Source organism: Anaerosporobacter sp. (assembly GCF_031551385.1).
Lineage (GTDB): Bacteria > Bacillota > Clostridia > Lachnospirales > Lachnospiraceae > Anaerosporobacter.
Window position 1 is genome coordinate 18346 of the sequence record NZ_JAVBNS010000036.1, and the last position, 23890, is coordinate 42235.

Below are 23890 nucleotides of genomic sequence, written 5' to 3' on the forward strand. Positions count from 1 at the left end.
GAGGTAACTTTTATGACGGATTACAAAAAGAACCTGATGGGATTAAATTCAGGAGAGGTAAAGAAACTGCAAGAAAAGTATGGAAAGAATGAGCTTGTACAACAAAAGAATGAAAGCTTTATTAGAAAGGTGTTTCATATAATTTGTGAGCCGATGTTCCTGCTTTTGATTGTTGCAGCAGTCATTTATTTTCTTCTTGGAGAGCCAAGAGACGGTGCGATAATGCTTATTTTTGTTATCGGTATTATCAGTATTGATGTAATTCAGGAATGGAAAACAGACAAAACATTAAATGCTCTGAAGGATTTATCAGCCCCTCATGTCACGGTTATTCGAGATGGGAAAGAAATCATAATTGCCAGTGTGGATATAGTGCCAGGAGATCTCATGATGATTTATGAAGGGGTAAAGATTCCAGCCGATGGAGTCATCCTCCGATGTAACGATTTATGTGTGGATGAATCATCGTTAACGGGTGAAGCTGAAGGAGTATGGAAAGTAGCAACGGATGATTTACAACCGTCAAATGATTACTGGAGAAGGGATTACTGCTATGCAGGGACTTTGGTTACTCAAGGAATTGCAACTGTATTGGTTGAAACGATTGGTATTTTAACAGAATATGGGAAAATAGGAGTTAATGTTGCATCTGCTCCTGAGGAAGAAACATTGCTTCAAAAGCAGACGGGGAGTCTTGTTAAAGTTTGCGCTGGAATAGCTGCTGTATTGTTTGCATTTGTTGGTGTGGTTACGTACTTTAACATTCCAGATCACTCTTTTGGAGAGAGAATCATTGAAAGTATTTTGGCAGGGATTACGCTCGCTATGGCGATGATTCCAGAAGAATTTCCAGTTGTATTGACCGTATTTCTATCAATGGGAGCATGGAGACTTGCCAAGAAACAATCTCTTGTCCGAAAACTGCCGTCAGTAGAAACACTTGGAGCGGTATCCGTTCTTTGCGTGGATAAGACAGGAACAATTACAATGAATCAGATGTCTGTACAGGAGACATGGGCTTTACATGGCGATACTCATACATTAATTGAAACAATGGGACTTGGCTGTGAAACAGATGCCTATGATCCTATGGAAAAAGCTATGTTAAGTTATTGTAATGACCATGGAATTACAAAGGAGAATTTGTTTCAGGGAAAACTGATTACGGAATATGCATTTACAAATGAATTGAAGATGATGGGGCATGTTTGGCTTCGTAATAACGAGATTGTTATTGCAGCAAAAGGTTCACCGGAACGAATTTTAACAATCTGCAATTTGGATGATAAGGCAAGAGAACATGCGGAGAAGAAAATCACGGAAATGTCAGGAGAAGGACTTCGTGTGATCGCGGTTGCTACTATGAAGTTACATAGCGAAGAGGAGATTCCAAAAGAAATTACAGACTGTTCCCTTACACTTCTTGGATTGATTGGTCTTGCCGATCCACCAAGGGATAGCGTGAAGAAGGACATTGCAATATGTAACAGAGCTGGTATCCGTGTTGTAATGATAACAGGAGATAATGGTATCACAGCAGCTTCTATTGCAAAGAAAATAGGAATGCCAAATAGTGACCACATTATAACAGGAGATATGTTAAATACCATGAGCGATGAAGAACTTCGTGAAAAGGTAAAAGATGTGAGTATATTTTCAAGAGTTATTCCAGAACATAAGATGCGTATTGTAAAAGCATTTAAGGAAAATGGTGAAATTGTAGCTATGACAGGTTACGGAGTAAATGATGCTCCAGCTCTGAAATATGCGGATCTATGAATTGACATTGGAAAACGTGGTAGTGAGGTGGCGAGAGAGGCAGCAGACTTGATTCTGCTAGATGATAATTTTACGACCATAGTAGAAACTGTAAAAGATGGAAGAAGAATATATGATAATATAAGAAAAGCGGTTGGTTATATTTTTACAATCCATATTCCTATTGCATTTGCATCGTTGTTAGCACCAATACTAAAAATTTCGCCAGCGGCGATTTTACTACTTCCTTTGCATGTTGTACTTCTTGAATTAATCATTGATCCAACCTGTTCCATCGTGTTGGAACGACAACCAGCGGAAGAAGATATTATGGATAGAAAACCTCGTAGTCCGAAAGAAAAGCTACTAAGTCCTGGTTTGTTTGCAAAAAGTATAATTCAAGGCTTCGTGATTTTTGCAGCATCCTTTAGCACCTACTATATTCTGTTGGATAATAATGTAGAGAATGCACCAATTGCCAGAGCTATGGGGCTTGTCATAATTATGCTTTCTAACCTGTTTTTAGTACAGGTGAATAGTTCAAATCATGATTTCGTGTTTCAGACCATTGGAAGACTTATGAAAGATAAGGTTATGTGGGCAGTGAATATTTTTACAATTATCGGCATATTTGCAATACTCTATACACCAATAGCCCATTTCCTTAAATTCGAACCACTGTCTGCGATGCAATTTCTTGGAGCTGTTGTAATAGCAGGAGGCGCAGTGCTTTGGTATGAACTGGTAAAGTTAGTAAGAAAAATTAACAGGAAGGTAGGCAAATAGATATAATATCAGTCAAGCCACTGGCTTTTGCAGTTCGTTTTCTATATAACGATAGGAAACGAGCTGCTATTTTCTGCATACCTGTTTCTACATATATAAGATTGGTATTATTTATTATCATAAACAAAAACAAATAATGTCTATATAAATACAGACAAAATGCGAAAAAGCTGATAATATAATAGAGTGGATGTAAACAGATGGGAAAGGATAAGATAAAAATGATATGGAATTATGAAGTAGAAGAAATCATAGAAGGATATCATGAAACACAGGAGCAATTCTGTTGTGTCATATGTGAACAGAAGTATGATAAGGGACGTATCTATGAGGAAAATTCACTCCTCTATGATGCAGAAGGTGCAATTAGGTATCATATTAAGAATGAGCACAACAACGTAGCTTCCTTTTTGTTAAAGCAAGAATCTGCAATGACAGGGTTGTCGGATATTCAGAAACAATTACTTCAATGTTTATTAGAAGGAAAGACAGATAAGGAAATTGGCTCAGAACTTGGAATTGCGCAATCAACAGTAAGAAATCATCGATTTAAACTTCGTGAGAAGGAAAAACAGGCAAAACTATTTTTAGCCTTAATGCAATCGATTGCCAAAGAGACGAATCGTACAATAGAAAAAAGTGATACAGGAACAATTGAAGAACTTCATACGGCAGCAACAATGGTTGATGATCGCTATAATATATCAGATCAAGAACGAGAGAAAACGATAGCAACCTATATGGACGAGAATGGGGCGTTAAAGCAATTCCCTGCGAAGGAAAAGAAAAAAATCATTTTACTTGGAGAAATTATTAAGAACTTTAAGAATAATACAGAGTATACAGAAACAGAAGTGAATCGAATACTAAAGAGAATTTATGAAGTGGATTTTCCAACAATTAGACGAGCGCTAATCGAATATGGCTTTATGGATCGATCTGCAGATTGCTCTTCATACAGAGTTAAATAAGTATCTATATTGCCTAATAAAAGGGGCTGTTGCAAAATAAAATTTTCTACAATATACAGCGATATCTATTGAGAAATATCACTATATATTGTCACTAAAGTTTATTTTGGAAACAGCCCCTTTTAGATATTGGTATGTAATAATATAAAGCAATCAATTTCAAATTACATCTTACCAAGCTTTTGTAATTCTTCTGTGAATTTTTTGATATGTCTTGTTGCTAAAGATACTTTTCTGCCATCGTTAAGATGAAAACAGATACCGATATTCATAAACATAGCTTTAAATCGTGTTACGGATGTTATGTCATCTAAGGAATATTCGCTATGCCCTACGAGTTTTGATACAATTACACGACGATTTGTTAATGTTAATGTGGTGGTGTATCTTCTGAATGTATTAAAGAGTAACACATCAGCTGCTCCACTTAAAAGTACTTGTTCGTTATCTAATAAGTCCATGGTTTCCTCCAAGTTTTTTTATATAAATGATATCATGATTAGATAGTGTTGTCTATGTTTATATCTAATAATTATTTTAGTATAGCAAGGCAGAGATGCAATTGTTGCTGTGAACGTTTTGTGTGAACAGTAACATGCAATTTCCTCTGCTGATAGCATAAGATTTCTGCTGATTTATTAGTCTATAGTACCATTTATTTTTCGTCGATTTTCTTGTATTATATTTTATATAGAGTTACTAAGATGTGTTTTTGTATTAGCGTATGCTAATCAAGAAGCTTATACAAACAGAAATAGAGTTTTGCAATTATCTATAAAGATTCATCATGGAAAGGAAGGCAAAAATTATGGTTGGAATGAAACGAATTTTATTACAAGGAGCATATAACGTAAGAGATCTAGGAGGCTATCCTACAAGAGAAGCGAAGGTTACAAAATGGGGATTGTTGTTTCGAGGAGATTCTCCATCTGCATTAACAGAAGAGGATTGGAGTATTTTGAAGAAATTGAACGTCAAAACAATGATTGATTTGCGTAGCAATATGGAGAAAACTTCTGCAGGTATTACACCGAATTATGAGATGAACTACTACCATTGTTCCCTAATGCAGGAACTTGAGAATATTCCAGATATCAGCAAGTTAAGCAAGGGGGATATCTCATCTGATAAGATGACACAAATGTTGGGATCAGAAAAATTCATGGAAAGTATGAAGCTTGATTATGTGAGAACCTTATTTGGGAATATAGATGGTGCTGTTACGATTTTGAATTACATCTTAGAAGAGCTTCCACAGGGAGGAATTCTATTCTTCTGTTCTGCGGGAAAGGATAGAACAGGCATTATTGCTTCATTAGTCTTGTACTTGTGTGATGTTATTCGAGAAGATATTATTGCAGATTATATGGTAAGTAGCACATATAATACGAATGGAATTAATAAGAATTTTAGTTCTCCTCCTGCAAGCATGGTGAGTATGTTTGGCGATAAGGAAGTGTTAAAAGATCTTTTTGAATCAAAGGCAGAGACAATAATCAGCCTTTTAGATGCCTATAAGGATAGAGATATAAAAGAACTATTAGGTAAGAATGGATTTTCAAAAGAAAAGCAAGAGAAATTGAAAGAAATGTTTTTGCAATCTTGGGGAGATTAGGGACGAATATATAAGAGAAACGGAAAAATAGATAGAAAATAGATCTAGTGAAGGACGAGGTGACAATGAAAAAAGAGGATAAAATTTTTATGAAAATTGTTTTGATATTTATGGCAATCATGGTTTTAATAATAGTATCAATTCCACTTACGAATAATCATATTGCGAAGACAGTGAAAGAAGATTTAATAAAGATGCCATTGCCAGAAAAAACAGAGATTGTAGATTCTATCTCAGCAGCAGGAAAATTAATCGGAGCAGGAAATGGAATGCAGTATCTTGGTGCGATGCTAATTAAATCGGAATTGACACTGGAAGAGTTAGATGCCTATTATGCAAAGTACCGTGAAGATGAATGGGACTGGAATTATCAGGTGGAGAAACAGACAAGTAATAAAATAACGATAGTGGAGCATATTGATATATCGTTTGAAATTCTAGAGGAAGAGTTTGGGGCGAATACCTACTATATTGTTTACACTTGGGGAGAAAGTGACTATTTTTTTGCAGACTTTGACCTAAGAGCGCATTAGTCTCTTAGTGTAAAAAGCGTATAGAGTGAGGTTGATGGCAATGAAGATTAAGATAAATACGAAGCAGATTGGTAAGAAAAAAAATGCTGTTCAAACCATAGATTTTTGCTTGGAAAATACACCGAAAACCGTAGGAGAATTGCTTGATGAAACCGTGAAAACTTGCGTGAAGGAATACAAGCAACGACAGGAAAGTGGTGAAGTACTTCAGGTGTTATCTTCTACAGAAATTATTGATAAAGCAACAGCAGGGAAGGTGTCTTTTGGTAACAACAATGGGGAACATACACCTTCTCTTAACGAGGCGCAGGAAACTGCTAGACAAGCATTTCTTGATGGAATTGTAGTGGTGTTTATTGAAGAGAAGGAACAGGATTTGTTAGAGACACCGATATCGTTAAATGAGGATACTACGATAACATTTGTTAAGATGGCGATGCTTAGCGGACGAATGTGGTGAATAGGTAAGAAGTTCATAGGGAGAGGCGGGACAATGTATAATGAATCTATTTAATCCGAAAACGAGAAGTGAATTGTGGGAGAAGTACAAAGAAGAGTGGAAAAGTAAGTATGCGCTGAAGGATATGGACACACAGGAGTTGATACAGGAAGTAGGTGCATTTGGAGAGCTGCGATACAGGAAAACACCAAATATGGATAAAATCATATCGGATATGAAGAGACAGGAAAAATTATTACCATCGGAGTATATGAAGAAATTTGCAAAAAGGCTAGTGGAAAGTTTGGTACCAAGTGAGGAAAGAGAAGCATTTTACTATATAATTGATAAATACAACCAGTTTCAGTATTCGCAGGGAATCTACCGTCGTTCAAGAAGAAGTAAAGAGTATGCGCCGTTTTTAAAAAGAATATTCCGATTGATGAATGATTATGTTCAATTTAGTCTGTATAAGACAAGTCTAAGTGCATATCTGAAGAATGAATTATCGGATGAGTTATTAGATTATAAGAAAAACCAAACGGGTTACAAATCGATAGAGTGCCTGAGTGATATGATTGCTGCACATTTAGATATGGGAGATCAGGAATTAGCAGAGACAGTAAAGGAAATTCTTTTTAGCGAAAATAATACGGCGATTGTAACAGTAGAATTGATTCAAGGAATTGTAAAAAGCTCGGATAGAGAATTACATAAAATATTAGGGGATTTTTTGCTGGCAGCCCGTCTGCAGGAGGGCGTTCGTCAAGTTGTCTGTGAGAATATGGATTGTGGAACAACGGAATGTTTTCTTACTTTATTTGATGTGATTTGTGAACATAATCTGATACGTTATTCTTCCGTTAAGCGAGCAATTGCAACATGGACAGGACTCTGTGATGTGAGCAATATGGATCGGATTACGGAGAAAATAGTTGCATTAATGCAGAAGTCTTTACGAAATCGAGAATACAGTTATGAGCTTACTAGTAGTAATGACAGCATTGAAATTATGATTGGGTTGTGGAGCCTTGGTTTTTATGAAGTAAGTGATGCGATTGCTGTTATGAATGAGTATCTAAAGAGTGGGACAAAAAATCAAAAGCTAACAATGTCATATTTTAATTCTTCACTTGGTTATTCTAAATTCTCTGAGAATGTTGCAAAGAGGGTAATGGAGCAGGAATTCACCGATTTAGAAATGGTAGCTGCTTTTATGCCTACGTATCTTAGTGATATGGAAGAGTGTGTTCAAGACATAAGAGTAAATCCCAAAAGATATGATGGACGAGCAGAATCCTACAATGCTATCTCAATCTATGAATTTTTTGAAAGTGTAGAAGAGGCAGAGCAACATTTTGAGATAGGAAAGACGATATTAGAAGCTATGCCATCGAAGAAGATAGAGTATTCACCATGTATATTTCCATGGTATCAGATCTCTCTTAGTCAGAGTCAGATTGTAAAAAAAATCTGTGGTCTTGCGTATGCTCTTGCTGAGGAAGAAAAGATTGATTATGCAGCCGGATTACTTGGAAACATAGATACTTCAGGAACATATGCTGGCAGATACCGCTATATGGAAATGCTTCTTCATGCGCCCAAAACACCCATACAGGAAGATTTGTTGATTCAGTGTGTGGCAGATAAAGAAGGAATCACTCGAACAATTGCATTTGAACTGGTAGAAGGACTGGATTTAAAGGATAGACATTACGAGCAATTAGAGAAGATGCTTCGCTTTAAAAATGCACAGATTCGTCAGAACGTGATTACGCTTTTGACAGGACGAAAAGGTGAGAAGCTTGTGGAGACGGTAGGGCGTCTTCTACAGGGAGAGAAAGAAGAGATTCGAACAGGTGGCTTGGATGTAATTGTACAATTAAAAAAGAGCAAAGAAAGAGAAGAAGAATTACCTGCGTTAATGAAGCTTGCTACCAGCTTAGAAAATCCAACGCATAAAGAAGAAATCTTATTGCAAGAGATATGTGGAGATACGGCGAAAAAAGAAGAGTGCATAGAGGAAGGGTATGGCTTGTATTCCCCTAGCGAAGAGCTGAATTTGCCGATAAAGAAAGCGGATAAGAACGTATTTGAGTCCTATTTTAAACAGGATGAAAAAAAGCTTCGTAGCATATTCGATAAGTTGGTTGCATTTATAGAAGAGAACAAAACACGTTCTTATGTAGCTTCGGATGGAGAGGAATGCTTGCTGGGAAATGGACTCCGATGCTTGAGTTATAATAGCGACACCTCGTATGAGGACTGTTATCCGTTTAAAGAATTATGGATTTCGTTTTATGAGAAGGAGATTGGTTCGATACAACTTGTGTATCAGATGTTGTTAAGCATAGAACGTGGACTTACAGGACTAAAGAATCAAGCTGTTTATGATAAGTGGAACAGAAAAATCTTTGGTAAAGTATTAACGGCAGAAGGGAATAATAGTATTCGAGCTGTTTATGAAGGCATGAACAGGACACAGCGTGATACGATAGAGACGGTTTTGGATATTATGAAGGAAATCTATGATAAGCCACTTGAGATACGGGAAGTAGCAAGAAATATTTTTTGTTATATAATAGAAGAATTCCCAGAAGAGGCACTATGGTATGAAACAGTCGAGAAAAGATATTATAGCTATTGGGAAGAACCTGCCCCGTTCACAAGTTCAGGTATGATGGGAATCATTCGTAGTCAATTTGGTTGGAAGAACGACGAGGAGTTTTCGGAACATTTCTCTGTGCTACATCAATTAAACAAACGTTATCACTACAAGGATAAAGATAAAAAGTTCAAATCGAATGGATCGCAACTACAATTGTTTGATTATCTGAAGGCATATCATATGGGGTTTATATTAAAAAGTAATGTATACCAAGTGATATTTGAAAGTATTGGGCTGAAAAAGGCTTGTAGAGATTTTGGACTTCTATTTAAAGAAAAATTATCAGTATATGAAGAACGAAACATTGCGCGGTATAAAGATTGTTTAACACTTGAGTTATATCCAGAGTTGATAGATGCGGTGTTGAATGTAGAACTTCGCAGAGGGGATATGCCAACCGTTTTCTCAGAGGATATCCACAGTATTCCACGAATATTCGGCGCCAAACGCTTTGTAGAGATTCTACTGGCACTTGGAAAGGATAAATTAGAACGAAATAGATGTTATGAGTGGCAGAAGGATGTAGGAAGAACTTCTTGTTTAAGTCATCTTCTAAAAGTATGCTATCCAGTGGAGAGTGATTCGAAAGAAGTGGTGGAGAAACTTCTGAAAGGGAAGGGGATTACATCGCAACGCTTGGTAGAGGTAGCGATGTATGCGCCACAATGGATGGATTTGGTGGAAGAATATTTGGAGTATTCAGGATTTAAGAGTGGCTGTTATTATTTTATAGCACATACGGATGATTACTTTGCTGAGCGGGAAATGGCGATGATTTCAAAATATACGCCACTTACAAGGGAAGAATTGAATGTAGGAGCTTTTGATGTAACGTGGTTTCAAGAAGTGTATGAAATGTTAGGTGAGAAAGTATTTTCTCTGTTATATAACGGAGCAAAATATATCTCAAATGGCAGTAAGCATGCCCGTGCCAGAAAGTATGCAGATGCTGCACTTGGCAAGGTTACGGTAGAAGAGTTAGAGGAAAAAATATCGGATAAGCGAAACAAGGATTTGCTAATGAGCTATGGATTGGTTCCGTTATCAGGAAAAGCAGACATTTTGAGACGATATGAATTCTTGCAAAAGTTTTTAAAGGAAAGTCGCCAGTTTGGTGCTGGGCGTAGGGAAAGTGAAGGCGCAGCAGTGGAGATGGCGATGAAGAATCTGGCTACCAGAGCAGGATATCAAGATGTTATGCGACTTAAACTTTTTATGGAAACCGAGTTTGTGAAGGCTTACGAAAGTTATTTTCAATGGACAACGGTAGAAGATTCAGAGATTCGAATTGATGTGGATGAGATGGGAGTGCCAACACTTTTATGTCAGAAGAAAGGTAAGCTTTTAAAATTCATACCAGCAGCCATTAGAAAGAATGAGATTGTTCTTGGACGTAAAGATCTTCAAAAGAAATTGAAAGACCAGTATCGCCGAACCGTGCATATGATGGAGCAGGCAATGGAGGAGCAAGAAGCATTTGCGTTCGAGGAAGTAAGGAGTCTGCTTGAAAATCCTGTAGTAGCACCGATTATTAAGAAGCTGGTATATGTATGCAAAGAAGAGGGAAGTGAATCTGCAAAGGGAAAGAGCATTGGATTTCTTGAGAATGCAGGGCTACGTGATTATGCAGGAAAATTACATACACTTGAAGATTCGGCTTCGCTGTATGTGGCTCACCCTTTTGATTTGTATCAAGCGGAGTGTTGGACAGAATATCAGAAGTGTTTATTTACTGCGAATGAATCGGGAAATCGAATAAAGCAACCATTTAAGCAAGTGTTTAGAGAGTTATATGTGAAGTTACCAGAAGAGATGGAGAAACGGAAATCGCTACTGTTTGCAGGAAATCAGATTCAACCTAAGAAGGCAGTGGCTTGTCTGAAAGACCGACATTGGATTGCAGATTACGAAGATGGATTACAGAAGGTTTATTATAAGGGCGATATTGTTGCTCGAATTTATTGTTTGGCAGATTGGTTTTCACCAGCAGATGTAGAAGCACCAACATTGGAATGGGTGGAATTTTCTCATCGAAAAACATTTGCAGACTTAAAAATTGAAGAGGTTCCTGCTATTATCTATTCAGAAGTTATGCGAGATGTGGATCTAGCCGTTAGTGTGGCACATGTAGGTGGAGTGGATCCAGAAACTAGTCACTCCACTATCGAGATGCGAGCAGCTATTGTACAATTTAATTTACCGCTGTTTGGAATTACGAATGTCCGGATAGAAGGTAGCCATGCGTTAATTGAAGGGACACGAGGAGAATATAGTATTCATCTTGGCAGTGGAATGGTACATAAAATTGGCGCTGCACAAATCAATGTACTTCCTGTGCACAGTCAACAACGTGGAAAGTTATTCCTTCCTTTCGTGGATGAAGATCCGAAAACAGCAGAGATTATGTCAAAGATTGTGTTGTTTGCACGGGATGAGAAGATAAAGGATCCTAGTATTTTGAGTCAGATAGTTGGTTAAAAGAAGGATAATCAAATAGAAAAAATACCGCTTGGATAAATTGGCATATCATCAATTACCCAAGCGGTATTTTTCTATCAGTTGCGTCGTCTGTAAGTGTAACATAATTATCTTTTGCAGTAGTACTACCTACAAAACGGATGGACTCTGTCATGTCAGGAGATAATAGTGCAACAATCATAAATGAAAAATCATCATTATTAGCAATATAAATAGTAACTAATTTATAAACCATTAAGTGAATATATAATTGTTTCAAAGGAATCTAAATTATTTTCATAAGAAGATTCCGTACTTCCACACAAGATTTGCCCATAGTAATCCTGCCCGTCAATATAGGTTAGCAGTAACTTGAGTTTAATACCATCACTTACAGTAGAAACGGTTTGTTGAATGGCAGGGTTACCATTAATAGTAATGTTAACCTCATCTCCTATTACCATATTCTTCTCATCGGCAATAATGGTGGCGAATACAACTTCTTTCCATTCCTCAAATGTATATTCAAGGTCGCTTTTTGGATCAGCAAGTAATACAAAGTAGGAGAGAGTACTCTCATTTGATGCCTGCAGGTCAGCCGAGGCATTGATTGTATTGTCTTCTATCCAATTAGAAGGCATCTGTATTGTAAAGTTGCCGTCTTTAGAGGTTAGTGTATGAGTATCCTCTTTAGGTGAATTATCTGTATTGCCTGAAATGCCCAATTGGGTTGAAACCTCTATAGCATCCTCTATCGTATCTGAAATCGTATCTGAAATTTCAGAATTTTGTTCTGATAAAGCCCGTAAGAAAGGTGTTTCTGTATGTTCAGGGGAGTTTGTGATTTTGGAAAAAAACACAATGATAATACTAATGGATAGAACAGCGGATAATGCATAAATCCCTTTTTTTCTATATGGGGCAAGTTTTATTTTTTTTAAGGCTTTTTTTAATGCAAGAACACTTTGGTATCTTTGTTTTGGTTCAAGTTGCAGACATTTCGTTATAACTTTTTGTAAAGAACCTTTATATATAATATTATTTTGAGGCAGTTTACCTGTGAGTAGTTCGTGAAGGAGAGCGCCCATAGCATAGATATCTGTGCGACCATCAGTCTGTTGATAACCATATTGTTCCGGTGCAGCATATTCTTTCGTACCTAAAAATGTGGTATCTCTTTTGGCAGAAGGATTGAATTCACGGGCGATGTCAAAATCGATTAACTTTACTACACCATCAGTAGTGAGCATGATGTTTTCGGGCTTTACATCACGATGGATAATGGGGGGATCTTGGTCATGTAGATAGATTAGTGCATCGCAGACTTGCATAACGTAGTCTAAGGCATTGTCTTCGGATTGAATTCCTTCGTTTTCTAGTAGTGCTTGCAAAGTTTGCCCATTGATATATTCTTCAAAAACATAGGTATCATCATCGTAGAGAATTACATCATGGATTTTAATTAAGTTTTTATGATTCAAAGAGGCAAGACGAATAAAAAAATCAAAATACGCAGTGCCAGGTAATACCTTTTTCACATACAGTTTATTCGTAGTCTCCTCTATTACAATAGAGATTTTTTTTGATGAGTTTTCTGCGATTACAGAGACATCTTTATATGTAGAGAGTTTATATTGTTCGATTAAGGCCACATTGTTTCCTCCTAGTCTTTATTTCTTGTGAAATTTATTGTATCATATTTGATAAGGAATTACGAGAAGGTTAAAGGTGAAATTATGGATAAGAAGACAGAAGAATTGGACTTTAAATTAAGAAACGCTACGAATATTGATAGTTTTTTTGAGAACAATGCCACAGAATTTGACGATAAGAGTTTCTATAAATTACTGAATGAATTAATAAAAGAGAGCGGAAAAAGTAAGTTTAGTATCGCAACGGAAGCCTGTATCAGTGAACCATTCATCTACAATTTATTAAAGGCGGAGAAACGTCCAACGAGAGATACGGTTATAAAACTAGCATTTGGCTTAAAGCTTTCGGTAGAAACGGCAGAGCGTCTTTTAAAACTTGCAGGATATAGCGAATTATATGTACGCCATAAGCGGGATTCCATTCTTAAATTTGCTCTGAATAATGGATTGAGTCTTATGGAGGCAGATGGGTTATTAATAGAATATGGATATTCGATTATATCGGATTGAGGAAGAGTTGTATTGGTAACGATTTTCTTTACCAATAATGCATTTCTTATTATGTCTGTTATAATGGTTAATATATATTAACGAAAGGCGGAGATGATAATGAAAATGCATGAGATTATAATCGATAAAGAAAAATGTACTGGTTGTGGAATGTGTAAGAAAGAGTGTGTAGCGTATAACCTCACGATAGAAGAGAAGAAAGCAAAAGCAATTGCAAATGATTGCGTTATGTGTGGGCATTGTGTAGCAGTCTGTCTTAAAGGTGCGATAGCAATTAGTGGGTACGATACAGAACCTATAGAAAAAGAGCAAGAGACATTTCTTAATCCAGAAGATGTGATGAATGTAATTCGTTTTCGTAGAACGGTAAGGCAATTCAAGGAGAAACAAATTCCACAAGAAGTGATAGAACAGATACTGGAGGCGGGAAGACTAACGCATACTGCTAGAAATAAACAAGACGTTTCTTTTATTGTGTTAGATAAAGAAAAGGATAAAGTAGAGGAATATGCAGTTGGCTTCGTCCATAAGATAAAACCTGTAATGAATCTGTTCAGTCCTATGATAAGAAGAAACAAAATTGGGAATCACTTTTTCTTCTATCAAGCACCAATTGTGATTGTAATTACTGCAAAAGATAAGATAAATGGTATCTTGGCGGCGCAAAACATGGAGTTTGTTGCGGAAGCAAATGGCCTAGGTGTATTATTTAGTGGTTTCTTTACTAATGCGGCAAATGTCTCATATAAAATAAAAAAGATACTGGGAATTCAAAAAGGAAAGAAAGTTGTTGCAACTTTAGTGATAGGATACCCAAAGGTAAAATACCAACGTTCTGTACAACGTGAGAAAATAGATGTTAAATATAGATAGGAAGGTGACAGATGGAGAAGGAATGTCAAAAGCGAATAGAAGAGATAACATCAGGTTTTAAGGAATGCCAGAATGCATTTACTGCAATAGGGGATCAGACAAGGCAATTGATACTCTTAGTTTTATTACAAAGCGATTTGTCAGGAATTCGCGTTGGAGAGATTGCGGAGAAAACGCATCTGACAAGACCGTCTGTATCCCATCACCTTCAGATATTAAAAGAGGCAGGAATCGTAAATATGAGAGAAGAAGGAACAAAAAACTATTACTATATCAGTGCGGATGAGAGTAGATGGAAAAAAATAGTTGACTTGATTAATCTTGTTTACGAAGGGGTATTGCATATAAAGTAAAAAACGTCAACAAAACCGTATTAAAATTTCGAGGTATATAGGAGTGCTGTTTGTAAGGGCTGTTGCAAAATGAATTTTTCCTATGATATATAATGATAGTTTAATAATATCACTATATATCATAGGAAAATTAGTTTTGTAATAGCCTTTTAATTTATGCTAGAGTTAAGAAGAAATTTTGAAAATAGTCATTGCAAATGGTATAAAGTCACAATTTACAAACATATGTTCGGGTGATATAATGTCTATAGAAAGTATTATAAAAACAGAACGAGCAGGAGGAATTTTCAAGATGGAGAATCGGACATATATGTGTATAGACTTAAAATCATTCTATGCATCCGTAGAATGTGTGGAGCGTGGACTTGATCCATTGACAACGAATTTGGTAGTAGCCGATCCAGAACGGAGTGAAAAAACCATTTGTCTTGCTATCTCTCCATCTATGAAAGCACTGGGGATTAAGAATCGATGTAGGGTGTTTCAGATACCGAAAAGTGTAGAGTATATTATGGCACAACCACGAATGAAGCTTTACATTAACTATTCTGCCGACATTTATGCTATTTATTTACGATATATTGCGAAAGAAGATATTCATGTATATTCTATAGATGAGGTGTTTATGGATGTGACGAATTATCTGCCTCTATATCATATCAATGCAAAAGAGCTTGCAGTGAAGATAATGGAAGAGATAAAAGAATATACGGGAATAACTGCTACAGCAGGAATTGGTACGAATCTTTACCTAGCCAAGATTGCAATGGATATTATGGCGAAACATGCAAAAGATAATATCGGTTATCTGGATGAATTACTCTATCAAAGAATGCTATGGAGTCACAAACCGTTGACTGACTTCTGGAGAGTGGGTTCAGGAATTGCAAAAAGGCTTGCTAGTATGGGGATCATGACAATGGAAGAAATAGCGAGGGCTGATGAAGATGCACTCTATCAAGTGTTTGGGATTGATGCGGAGCTTCTTATTGATCATGCATGGGGAAGAGAGACTACCTCAATGGCAGATATAAAGGCATATAAATCAAAAAGTAGTTCCTTATCTAGTGGACAGGTTTTACCGAGAGATTACAATTTCGAGGAAGGTAAATTGATTGTTAAGGAAATGACAGAAACGCTTTGTCTTGATATGACAGACAAAGGTATCGTGACGCAATCAATTACGTTAATGATAGGGTATTCGAATGAACTTGGGATAAAGCATGTGAATGGAACTGCTTCAATGACGGTATGTTCCAATTCGTATGGAACGATTATTCCGTATGTTCTGAACTTGTATGAACGTATTGTCGATAAGGAAAAATCAATTCGACGCTTGAGTGTGACTTGCAATAAAATCTGTGATGAGACATATGAACAATATGATCTTTTTACTGACTATGCTCAAGTTGAGCGAGATAAGAAGTTGCAAAGAACAGCACTGGAAGTGAAGAAGAGATTTGGAAAAAATGCAATTGTTCGAGGCATGGATTTACAAGAGGCAGGAACTACAATGGAACGTAACAAACAGATTGGAGGGCATAAGGTTGGCGAGTAGATATGGAAAGATGAGTTGCGCAGACAGAGCAAAACAGTTTATGCCTTTTGATGCATTAAAGGGATTTCGAGAAGCGTTGGCAGAGAAAGAACGTATCGTTGTGGCTCGAAGGGAATTGTCAGAGGAGCAGAAATCGGAATTAGACTTAAAACTTCACCAAATAAAAAAGAAAGATATCGTTGTGGTAGAATTTTTTTGTAATGGGGAGTATGCGAAAGTTACGGGAATGGTAACAGGGATAGATGAAATCAGTAGGGTACTGAAGATTTTGGATACAAGCATTGACTTTGATGATATTTCAGACTTGCATTGAAAAACCGATTGGGTAAAATATAATCTATAAAAATGGATAACCTAGTTGTAGTATACTTTATAAAATATTAAGAACGGGGTATCATAATGGAGCAATATTTGAATCTTTCAGCAATAAAATTAGAAAATACGTATGCAACACTGCCAGAAGCATTTTATACGAAGCAATATCCAAGTAAAGTCCCATCACCGAAATTAGTTATCTGGAATAACTTATTAGGAGAAGAGTTAGGAGAGAATTTGGATTTTTTAAAACAGAAACAAGGAATAGAGATTCTTGCAGGGAATCGGATAGTAGAGGGGACAACACCGATTGCACAGGCATATGCAGGGCATCAATTTGGACATTTTACGATGTTAGGAGATGGACGAGCTGTTCTTCTAGGGGAATATGTTACAGGTAAGGGAGAGCGATTTGATATTCAACTAAAAGGCTCAGGAAGAACACCGTATTCAAGAGGTGGAGATGGAAAAGCGGCACTAGGGCCAATGTTACGAGAATATATTATTAGTGAGGCGATGAATGCACTTGGAATTCCTACTACACGAAGCTTGGCAGTTCTGATGACAGGAGAAGGGGTAGTTAGAGAAGCGGTATTACCAGGAGCTATATTGGTAAGAATCGCAAAGAGTCATATTAGAGTTGGAACTTTTGAGTATGCAAACCAGTTCAGAAACAAGGAAGAACTGAAGGCTTTGGCTGATTATACATGGAATCGGCATTTTAAAGAAAATCAAGAACAGGAACAACCATATGTATCTCTGCTTCAAGAAGTGGTGAAAAGGCAGGCTAAATTAATTGCGCAGTGGCAGTTAGTGGGATTTATTCATGGCGTAATGAATACTGATAATATGGCGATAAGCGGAGAAACAATTGACTATGGACCTTGTGCATTTATGAATCGTTATGATCCTGATACGGTATTTAGCTCAATTGATATGAGTGGAAGATATTCCTATCAGAATCAACCGAAAATGGCATCATGGGACTTGGCAAGATTTGCAGAGTCACTATTACCATTATTAGCGGATACGGGGGAAGAAGCAATCAAAATAGTACAGGAAGAGATTGATAAATTTCCTGAGATATATCATGCATTCTGGTTAGAAGGGATGAGAGAAAAACTAGGATTGTTTCATTTGGTTGATGGTGATAATGCATTAATAGAGGAGTTGCTAAGAATTATGTTTGAATGCCATGCAGATTATACGAATACATTCAGAGATTTAACATTAGGAGTGAAATCAAGTTCACAATTTGCAGATTCTGAGGCATTTGAGCAATGGTATCAATTGTGGCAAAAGCGTCGTGAGAATCAACAAGAGTCGTTGGAAGAATCGAAAGCGTTAATGGAGAGTAAAAATCCAACGGTGATACCTCGGAATGAAAGCGTAGAAGATGCACTTAAGCAAGCAGTAGAAAATCAAGATTATAGTGCGGTAGAGTCTTTAGTTTCACTACTTCGTAATCCTTTCGACTATAGTAATAGAGAAGTGTTTTATGAAATGCCATCGGATTTTAGTGATTGTGGATATAAAACGTATTGTGGAACGTAGGACAATAATAAATTATTTTCTCAATTGTCACTTGAGGCGATTAGCAATTCTATCATTTTCGTAGCAATATATTCATCATTCTCCTAGCAACATTAAAACTTGAAATCCAACGTAATGTGCGTTATTATGAAATGTATTAATTACAATTCGAGAGTTAGATATGACAATCGAAACATGATGAAAGTGAATTCGAAACCTATGTCATTGGACATTCTATAGGTTTTTGTGATTGATTATATTGTATGATGTTGAAAAGGAGGGCACTTAAGTGGCAAAAAATCATGTGGAAGAATTTCGTGCAGATTTAAAACAATTTCACGAGATAACAAGAAAATTTTATCAAAAAGAGATAAATGCAGCAGAATATAAAGGCGTATCAGGCGGTTTTGGTAGCTATGCGCAAAGAGGTGGCGAGAGTAGTATGCTTCGTTTGCGTTTAGCTGGTGGTGAGGTTAGCAAAGAAAATTTAGAATTTGTAGTAGATAGTATTAAAAAATATAATATAGACCTTGTACATTTTACAACTTGTCAAGCAATACAGTTACACAACTTAAAGGAAGAGACAATTTGTAAATTAGCAGAGGAAGCGTTTGATTATGGAATTATAACAAGAGGCGGAGGCGGTGACTTCCCAAGAAATGTTATGTGTTCACCTCTTTCAGGAGTAGAGGAAGGGGAATATATCAATGCACTTCCCTGTGCAGAAGAAGCAGCAGATTATCTTCTTGGATTTATTCATAAAGTAAAACTTCCAAGAAAGTTGAAAGTATGTTTTACGAATACAGATAGGAATGACACGCATGCGACATTTCGTGATTTGGGGTTTGTTGCGAAACCAAATCAAACATTTGATGTCTATGCAGCAGGAGGTCTTGGAATTAAACCTAAGATGGGCGTATGTGTTGCGAAAGACGTAGAGCCATCAAAGGTATTGTATTATGTAAAGACAATGGTAGATGTGTTTGCAGAGTATGGAAATTATACGAATCGAGCAGCTTCACGAACTAGATTCTTACAAGATACCCTAGGTGTAGAAGGATTTATAAACACATATCAAGAAAAACTAGCTTACAATTTAGAAAATGAGAAATTAGATATTACGGTAAAACCAAAAACAATTAGTAAAACTGGTGATGGAGAAATCTCGAATCCAAGAGTTATAAAACAAAAGCAGGCTGGTTTATATACGGTATCCTACCATCCAATCGGTGGTGACCCAAAACCAGAGTTCTTTGAAAAAATCAGTGGAGTTATTAGCAACATGAAAGACGTAAAATTGCGTATAGCGCCGAATCAAGGACTATATATAATAAATTTGACGGCAACAGAAGCGCAAAGAGTGTTGGAGACTACGAAAGATGGAGCAAATACTCTTTTTGAAAGATCAACTGCCTGTGTTGGTGCGACAATATGTCAAGTAGGAATTGGTAAATCAGGGGAATTACTAGATGCCTGTATTGAACGAGTTAGGCAAGAAAACTTTGAAGATAAGGTGCTTCCAGCTATCTATATCTCTGGTTGCCCATCTTCTTGTGCAACGCATCAGGTCGGAAGACTTGGTTTTCGAGGTGGTAAGAAACCGACAGAAGATGGTCCTAAGTTTGCATTTGCAGTATATGAAGATGGTTGTGAAACGTTAGGTGAGGAAGCATTCGGCAAGGAACTGGGTGTTATGATTGAAGAGGACATTCCAGAATTCTTAGTGGATATCGGAAAAGAAGTAACGAGTTTAGGATTAACCTATGAAGAATACCGCAAAGAGCATCCAGAAAAATTAGGAGAACTAGCGGCAAAATATATATAGATTTTGAAAAAAAGAGTTATCACGAATGACAAAAGCTGTTATCCACTTGTTAAGAGGATTCGTTTGTATTCTGTGATAACTCTTTTTGCTCATAGCAAGAGACCCCGTACGTTTCATTTTGTCTCATAGCTAAGAAAAAAACTATAGAACAAGTATATCGTATGTGGGAGATGAAAATTAATCTAATAGCAGAAAGTATAGGGCTGAAGGTTAAAATTTATATTGAAAACAAGGAATTATATTTTAAATCGGCTATTAGATTAAAATAACAATATACTTGTATATTATTATATAATACAACAATGCTGTTAGTCAACTTCTTTTACAATAAATTCTATTGTATAATTGCAAAAGGGAAGGTGAAACGGCAATGAACATAGGAAAAAGATTAGCAAGGCAAAGAAAAAAGCATGGGTATACGCAGAAACAATTGGCTGCCGAGTTGAATTTATCACAACAAATAATAAGCAATATAGAGAGAGATTTGTCAGCGCCAGATATAGGATTTCTAAAAGGTGCGGCTGATTTATATAAAATGACAATTGATGAATTGGTTGGTAGGGAAAATACTTACGAAACGAAAGATAGTATAGAGAAGCAGATATTAGATGTCGTGAAAGAAATGGATGGTTATGGAAAGGAATTAAGCTTGGGACTCTTGAATCAAGTAGCCGAACATAGAAAAAACAAAAAAGATACAAAAAAGTAAGGTATTGTGATGTTGTCACCGTCACGATGCCTTACTTTTTTGTATAATAAAAGAGGGTTTTGGAATGATTTATATATAATGTAGTAAAATAAAGAGTAGATGCTAAGAAGCTATTACAGTAAGGAGGACGCAATGAAAAGATTTTTTAGAAAACAAAATATAATGTTACTTGGAGTATTTGTGATGATATCTCTAGGTGCTTGTGAGAAGAGGGAGAGTGTGAATGGTACAAATGACAAGATTACTCTAGAGCAAGAGACAGAAAATTTGAATAAAGATGACGTAGATAATAAAGATATAAGCAAAGAAAATACAGTGAATGAAGAAGTGGCTGCAAAAGGGGAATTTTCATCCTTTGTAAGTTATGATTTAGAAGGAAATGAAGTGACGCAAGACATTCTTGCGGATGCGGATCTTACTGTTTTAAATATATGGGGAACATTTTGTGGTCCTTGTATTAGGGAGATGCCAGAGTTAGGGGAAATCGCAGAGGAATATACGGAACGCGGTGTACAGATTATTGGTCTTGTTTCTGATGTATCTGATGAAAGTGGCATTACAAAGGCAAAAGAAATCGTAGAAAAGACAGGTGCGAACTATTTGCATATCCTACCAACACAAGATTTGTATGATTGCTATCTTAAAGATGTAATGGCAGTACCAGAAACATTATTTCTTGATAGAAATGGTAATATATTAGATAGTATAGTAGGAGCAAATGATAAGGCAACATGGATATCATTAATAGATGCGGCATTAGAGAATCTACAGTAGGAGAAGACATGAAGAAGAATAAAATAGGGGTGGCATTACTCTCTTTGGGAGTGCTGTTTTTCATAGTTGGATTTTACAATGGAGAAGTAATGGTTGTGCTAAATAAGGCAATAAGAATATGTCTGGAGTGTGTAGGAATCGGATGAAGAAGATAAGGGAAGGAAAGAGAAGAATTGTACAAATGATAGCGACGGCATTATCCAATGGATATGTTGCTGGTTTTATGAATGGAACAATATATAAGGGGGAGTCTAAGCGATTTTGTGTGCCAGGGTTGAATTGCTATTCCTGCCCTGGTGCGTTAGGGTCGTGTCCGCTTGGTTCATTACAGGCAGTAATAGCAAGCCCGGAACATCGTATCAGTTTCTACATGGTAGGATTTTTCTTAATGATTGGTTCATTACTCGGAAGATTTGTCTGTGGCTGGTTATGCCCTTTTGGATTTATTCAAGATTTATTATATAAGATACCGTTTTTTAGAAAGAGTAAAAGTTTACCGGGGCATTCCGTACTAAAATATATGAAATATGTAATATTAGCACTGTTTGTTATTATCCTGCCTATGTTTGTCGTAGATATTATTGGACAGGGAGAGCCTTGGTTTTGCAAATGGATTTGTCCTGCAGGAACATTAGAAGGAGGTTGGTTACTTTCTATTCTAAATCCTAAGATTCGTGGGGCAATTGGTCTATTATTTGCATGGAAAAGTGTCTTACTTGTTATCGTAATTATATTATCCATCTATGTATATCGTCCATTTTGTAAATATATCTGCCCACTTGGAGCAATCTATGGATTTTTCAATCGTTTTGCATTTTATCAATTAACTGTAAGTGAGACAGCTTGTACGAAATGTGGTGCTTGCACAAAAGCATGTCCAATGGAAGTGCAAGTGCCAGAGAAACCATATAGTGCGGAATGTATTCGATGTGGCGTGTGCAAATCCATATGCCCACATCAAGCAATTCATATGGGCATAAATAAAAGCCCTGCATCAAAAGCAGATAATACGCAAGTGTAGGAATATAACAATTGTTGGTTTCTAATTAAGAGTATGATAGAATAGAAGTGACTATTCAGAGGGACGCAGTCCTGAATCGTTATGATTAGAAGGAATAAGGATTAGTTACACAAGAATACAAAAAGAGAGAAAAATAGATGAAGAGATTAACAATTGGAATTTTAGCACATGTAGATGCTGGGAAGACAACGCTGTCAGAGAGCATGTTATATATAAGTGGAAGCATACGAAAGCTAGGAAGAGTGGATAAAGGCGATGCCTTTTTGGATACATTTACACTAGAGAGGGCAAGAGGAATTACCATATTTTCCAAGCAAGCGGTATTTAATTGGAGAGATACTACGGTTACATTACTTGATACACCTGGTCATATAGATTTTTCTGCGGAGATGGAAAGAACGCTACAGGTACTTGATTACGCAATCTTAGTGATTAGTGGTGCAGATGGCGTGCAAGGACATACAAGAACGTTATGGAATCTGTTAACGAAATATAATATTCCTGTGTTTCTATTTGTGAATAAGATGGATCAGAATGGAACGAATAAAGACAACATAATGAAAGAGTTAAAGCATGTATTTGATGATGGTTGCATTGATTTTGCTGATATGCAGTCGGAAGAGTTCTATGAGAATGTGGCAATGTGTGATGAAATATTATTAGAACGATACATGGAGGACGGAAGCATTGAGTTAGAGGAGATAAGGGAAAGAATTAGACGAAGAGTGATATTCCCTTGTTTCTTTGGTGCAGCTCTTAAACTAGAAGGTGTAGAAGAGTTGATGAATGGAATAGAACATTTGGCAGTGAATCCAGTATATCCAGCCGAATTTGCTGCTAAGATTTACAAGATTGCTAGAGATGAGCAAGGAAACAGGTTAACATACTTAAAAGTCACAGGCGGAAGTCTTAAAGTGAAAGCCTCGCTTACGAACCAGAGAGATTGGGAAGAGAAGGTAAACCAAGTACGAATCTATTCTGGAGTGAAATATGATACAGTGAATGAAGCAGAGGCTGGGACAATCTGTGCTGTTACAGGTCTTACGAAAACATATCCAGGGGAAGGTCTAGGAATCGAGGCAGAATCGAGAAAACCGATTTTGTCACCAGTCCTAACCTATCAGATCCAGCTACCAGAAGGTTGTGATGCCAGTCTTATGTTGCCTAAATTACGACAACTAGAAGAGGAAGAACCAGAACTGCATATTGTTTGGGATGAGAATCTGCAAGAGATACAAGCACAACTTATGGGGGAAATACAAGTCGAGATTTTACGTAGTTTAATTGCAGAGCGTTTCGATGTACAAGTAGAATTTGGAACAGGAAATATTGTGTATAAAGAATCGATAACAAATGTTGTAGAGGGCGTTGGACATTTTGAGCCACTACGACATTATGCAGAGGTGCATCTTTTATTAGAACCAGGAGAGCCGGGATCGGGAGTACAGTTTTCTACCTTGTGTAGTGAAGATGATTTAGATGGAAACTGGCAGAGACTTATTCTAACACATCTAGCAGAAAGAGAACATAGAGGTGTATT

Annotated in this window: 22 protein-coding genes; 19 read left to right on the forward strand and 3 right to left on the reverse strand. The window is 36.7% G+C overall.

The window, feature by feature from the left end; genetic code table 11:
- Nucleotides 1–12: 12 nt before the first annotated feature.
- From RMR19_RS04625 to RMR19_RS04630, 3 genes are all read left to right on the forward strand, one after another.
- Nucleotides 13–1779: an HAD-IC family P-type ATPase gene (locus RMR19_RS04625; RefSeq protein WP_331654648.1), complete on the forward strand. Its 1767-nt coding sequence runs from the start codon at nt 13–15 to the stop codon at nt 1777–1779.
- Nucleotides 1780–1806: 27 nt separating this feature from the next.
- Nucleotides 1807–2544, forward strand: coding sequence for a cation-translocating P-type ATPase (locus tag RMR19_RS21880; protein ID WP_331654649.1), 738 nt, complete (start codon nt 1807–1809; stop codon nt 2542–2544).
- Nucleotides 2545–2744: 200 nt separating this feature from the next.
- Entirely contained in the window at nt 2745–3515 is a 771-nt protein-coding gene (locus RMR19_RS04630; protein ID WP_310602328.1) for a DUF2087 domain-containing protein, read from the forward strand.
- A 164-nt stretch (nt 3516–3679) separates the two neighbouring features.
- Here RMR19_RS04630 and RMR19_RS04635 read toward each other — a convergent pair whose 3' ends face one another.
- Nucleotides 3680–3976, reverse strand: a complete 297-nt coding sequence (locus RMR19_RS04635) for a hypothetical protein (RefSeq protein ID WP_310602329.1) — start codon at nt 3974–3976, stop codon at nt 3680–3682.
- Between the two features lie 347 nt (nt 3977–4323).
- Between RMR19_RS04635 and RMR19_RS04640 the strand changes: the two genes are divergently transcribed.
- The 4 genes from RMR19_RS04640 (at nt 4324) to RMR19_RS04655 (ending at nt 11248) form a co-directional block, all read left to right on the forward strand.
- Entirely contained in the window at nt 4324–5130 is an 807-nt protein-coding gene (locus RMR19_RS04640; protein ID WP_310602330.1) for a tyrosine-protein phosphatase, read from the forward strand.
- An 89-nt stretch (nt 5131–5219) separates the two neighbouring features.
- Complete coding sequence (locus tag RMR19_RS04645; protein WP_310602331.1) at nt 5220–5663, forward strand: hypothetical protein; 444 nt, start codon at nt 5220–5222, stop codon at nt 5661–5663.
- 40 nt (nt 5664–5703) lie between these two features.
- Nucleotides 5704–6123, forward strand: a complete 420-nt coding sequence (locus RMR19_RS04650) for a hypothetical protein (protein ID WP_310602332.1) — start codon at nt 5704–5706, stop codon at nt 6121–6123.
- Between the two features lie 40 nt (nt 6124–6163).
- The gene (locus RMR19_RS04655; RefSeq protein WP_310602333.1) at nt 6164–11248 is read left to right on the forward strand and encodes a DUF4132 domain-containing protein; all 5085 of its coding nucleotides are present in this window, start codon (nt 6164–6166) and stop codon (nt 11246–11248) included.
- 55 nt (nt 11249–11303) lie between these two features.
- Here the strand turns inward: RMR19_RS04655 and RMR19_RS04660 are convergent, their stop codons facing one another.
- Both RMR19_RS04660 and RMR19_RS04665 read right to left on the reverse strand, forming a co-directional pair.
- A complete protein-coding gene (locus RMR19_RS04660) occupies nt 11304–11429 on the reverse strand; it encodes a hypothetical protein (protein ID WP_310602334.1) in 126 nt (41 codons plus the stop codon).
- Between the two features lie 43 nt (nt 11430–11472).
- Nucleotides 11473–12879: a serine/threonine-protein kinase gene (locus RMR19_RS04665; protein ID WP_310602335.1), complete on the reverse strand. Its 1407-nt coding sequence runs from the start codon at nt 12877–12879 to the stop codon at nt 11473–11475.
- A gap of 84 nt (nt 12880–12963) precedes the next feature.
- Here RMR19_RS04665 and RMR19_RS04670 point away from each other — a divergent pair, with 84 nt between their 5' ends.
- From RMR19_RS04670 to RMR19_RS04725, 12 genes are all read left to right on the forward strand, one after another.
- Complete coding sequence (locus RMR19_RS04670; protein WP_310602336.1) at nt 12964–13389, forward strand: hypothetical protein; 426 nt, start codon at nt 12964–12966, stop codon at nt 13387–13389.
- A 99-nt stretch (nt 13390–13488) separates the two neighbouring features.
- Nucleotides 13489–14262, forward strand: a complete 774-nt coding sequence (locus RMR19_RS04675; protein WP_310602337.1) for a nitroreductase family protein — start codon at nt 13489–13491, stop codon at nt 14260–14262.
- Between the two features lie 11 nt (nt 14263–14273).
- Nucleotides 14274–14615 (forward strand): ArsR/SmtB family transcription factor, encoded by a 342-nt coding sequence (locus RMR19_RS04680; RefSeq protein ID WP_310602338.1) that lies wholly within the window; start codon nt 14274–14276, stop codon nt 14613–14615.
- 292 nt (nt 14616–14907) lie between these two features.
- A complete protein-coding gene (locus tag RMR19_RS04685) occupies nt 14908–16173 on the forward strand; it encodes a Y-family DNA polymerase (protein ID WP_310602339.1) in 1266 nt (421 codons plus the stop codon).
- Entirely contained in the window at nt 16163–16486 is a 324-nt protein-coding gene (locus RMR19_RS04690) for a YolD-like family protein (RefSeq protein WP_310602340.1), read from the forward strand. Before RMR19_RS04685 ends, RMR19_RS04690 begins: the two co-directional genes overlap by 11 nt.
- Nucleotides 16487–16572: 86 nt before the next feature.
- Nucleotides 16573–18042, forward strand: a complete 1470-nt coding sequence (locus RMR19_RS04695; protein ID WP_310602341.1) for a protein adenylyltransferase SelO — start codon at nt 16573–16575, stop codon at nt 18040–18042.
- Between the two features lie 268 nt (nt 18043–18310).
- The gene (locus RMR19_RS04700; RefSeq protein ID WP_310602342.1) at nt 18311–19846 is read left to right on the forward strand and encodes a nitrite/sulfite reductase; all 1536 of its coding nucleotides are present in this window, start codon (nt 18311–18313) and stop codon (nt 19844–19846) included.
- Nucleotides 19847–20216: 370 nt separating this feature from the next.
- Nucleotides 20217–20555 (forward strand): helix-turn-helix domain-containing protein, encoded by a 339-nt coding sequence (locus RMR19_RS04705; protein WP_310602343.1) that lies wholly within the window; start codon nt 20217–20219, stop codon nt 20553–20555.
- 132 nt (nt 20556–20687) lie between these two features.
- Complete coding sequence (locus RMR19_RS04710; protein WP_310602344.1) at nt 20688–21329, forward strand: TlpA family protein disulfide reductase; 642 nt, start codon at nt 20688–20690, stop codon at nt 21327–21329.
- Between the two features lie 8 nt (nt 21330–21337).
- Nucleotides 21338–21475 (forward strand): CD1871A family CXXC motif-containing protein, encoded by a 138-nt coding sequence (locus tag RMR19_RS04715; RefSeq protein ID WP_310602345.1) that lies wholly within the window; start codon nt 21338–21340, stop codon nt 21473–21475.
- Complete coding sequence (locus tag RMR19_RS04720; protein ID WP_310602346.1) at nt 21472–22350, forward strand: 4Fe-4S binding protein; 879 nt, start codon at nt 21472–21474, stop codon at nt 22348–22350. The genes RMR19_RS04715 and RMR19_RS04720 overlap by 4 nt, the downstream gene beginning before the upstream one ends.
- A gap of 137 nt (nt 22351–22487) precedes the next feature.
- On the forward strand, nt 22488–23890 hold a 1403-nt coding region (locus RMR19_RS04725), incomplete at its 3' end, for a GTP-binding protein (RefSeq protein WP_310602347.1).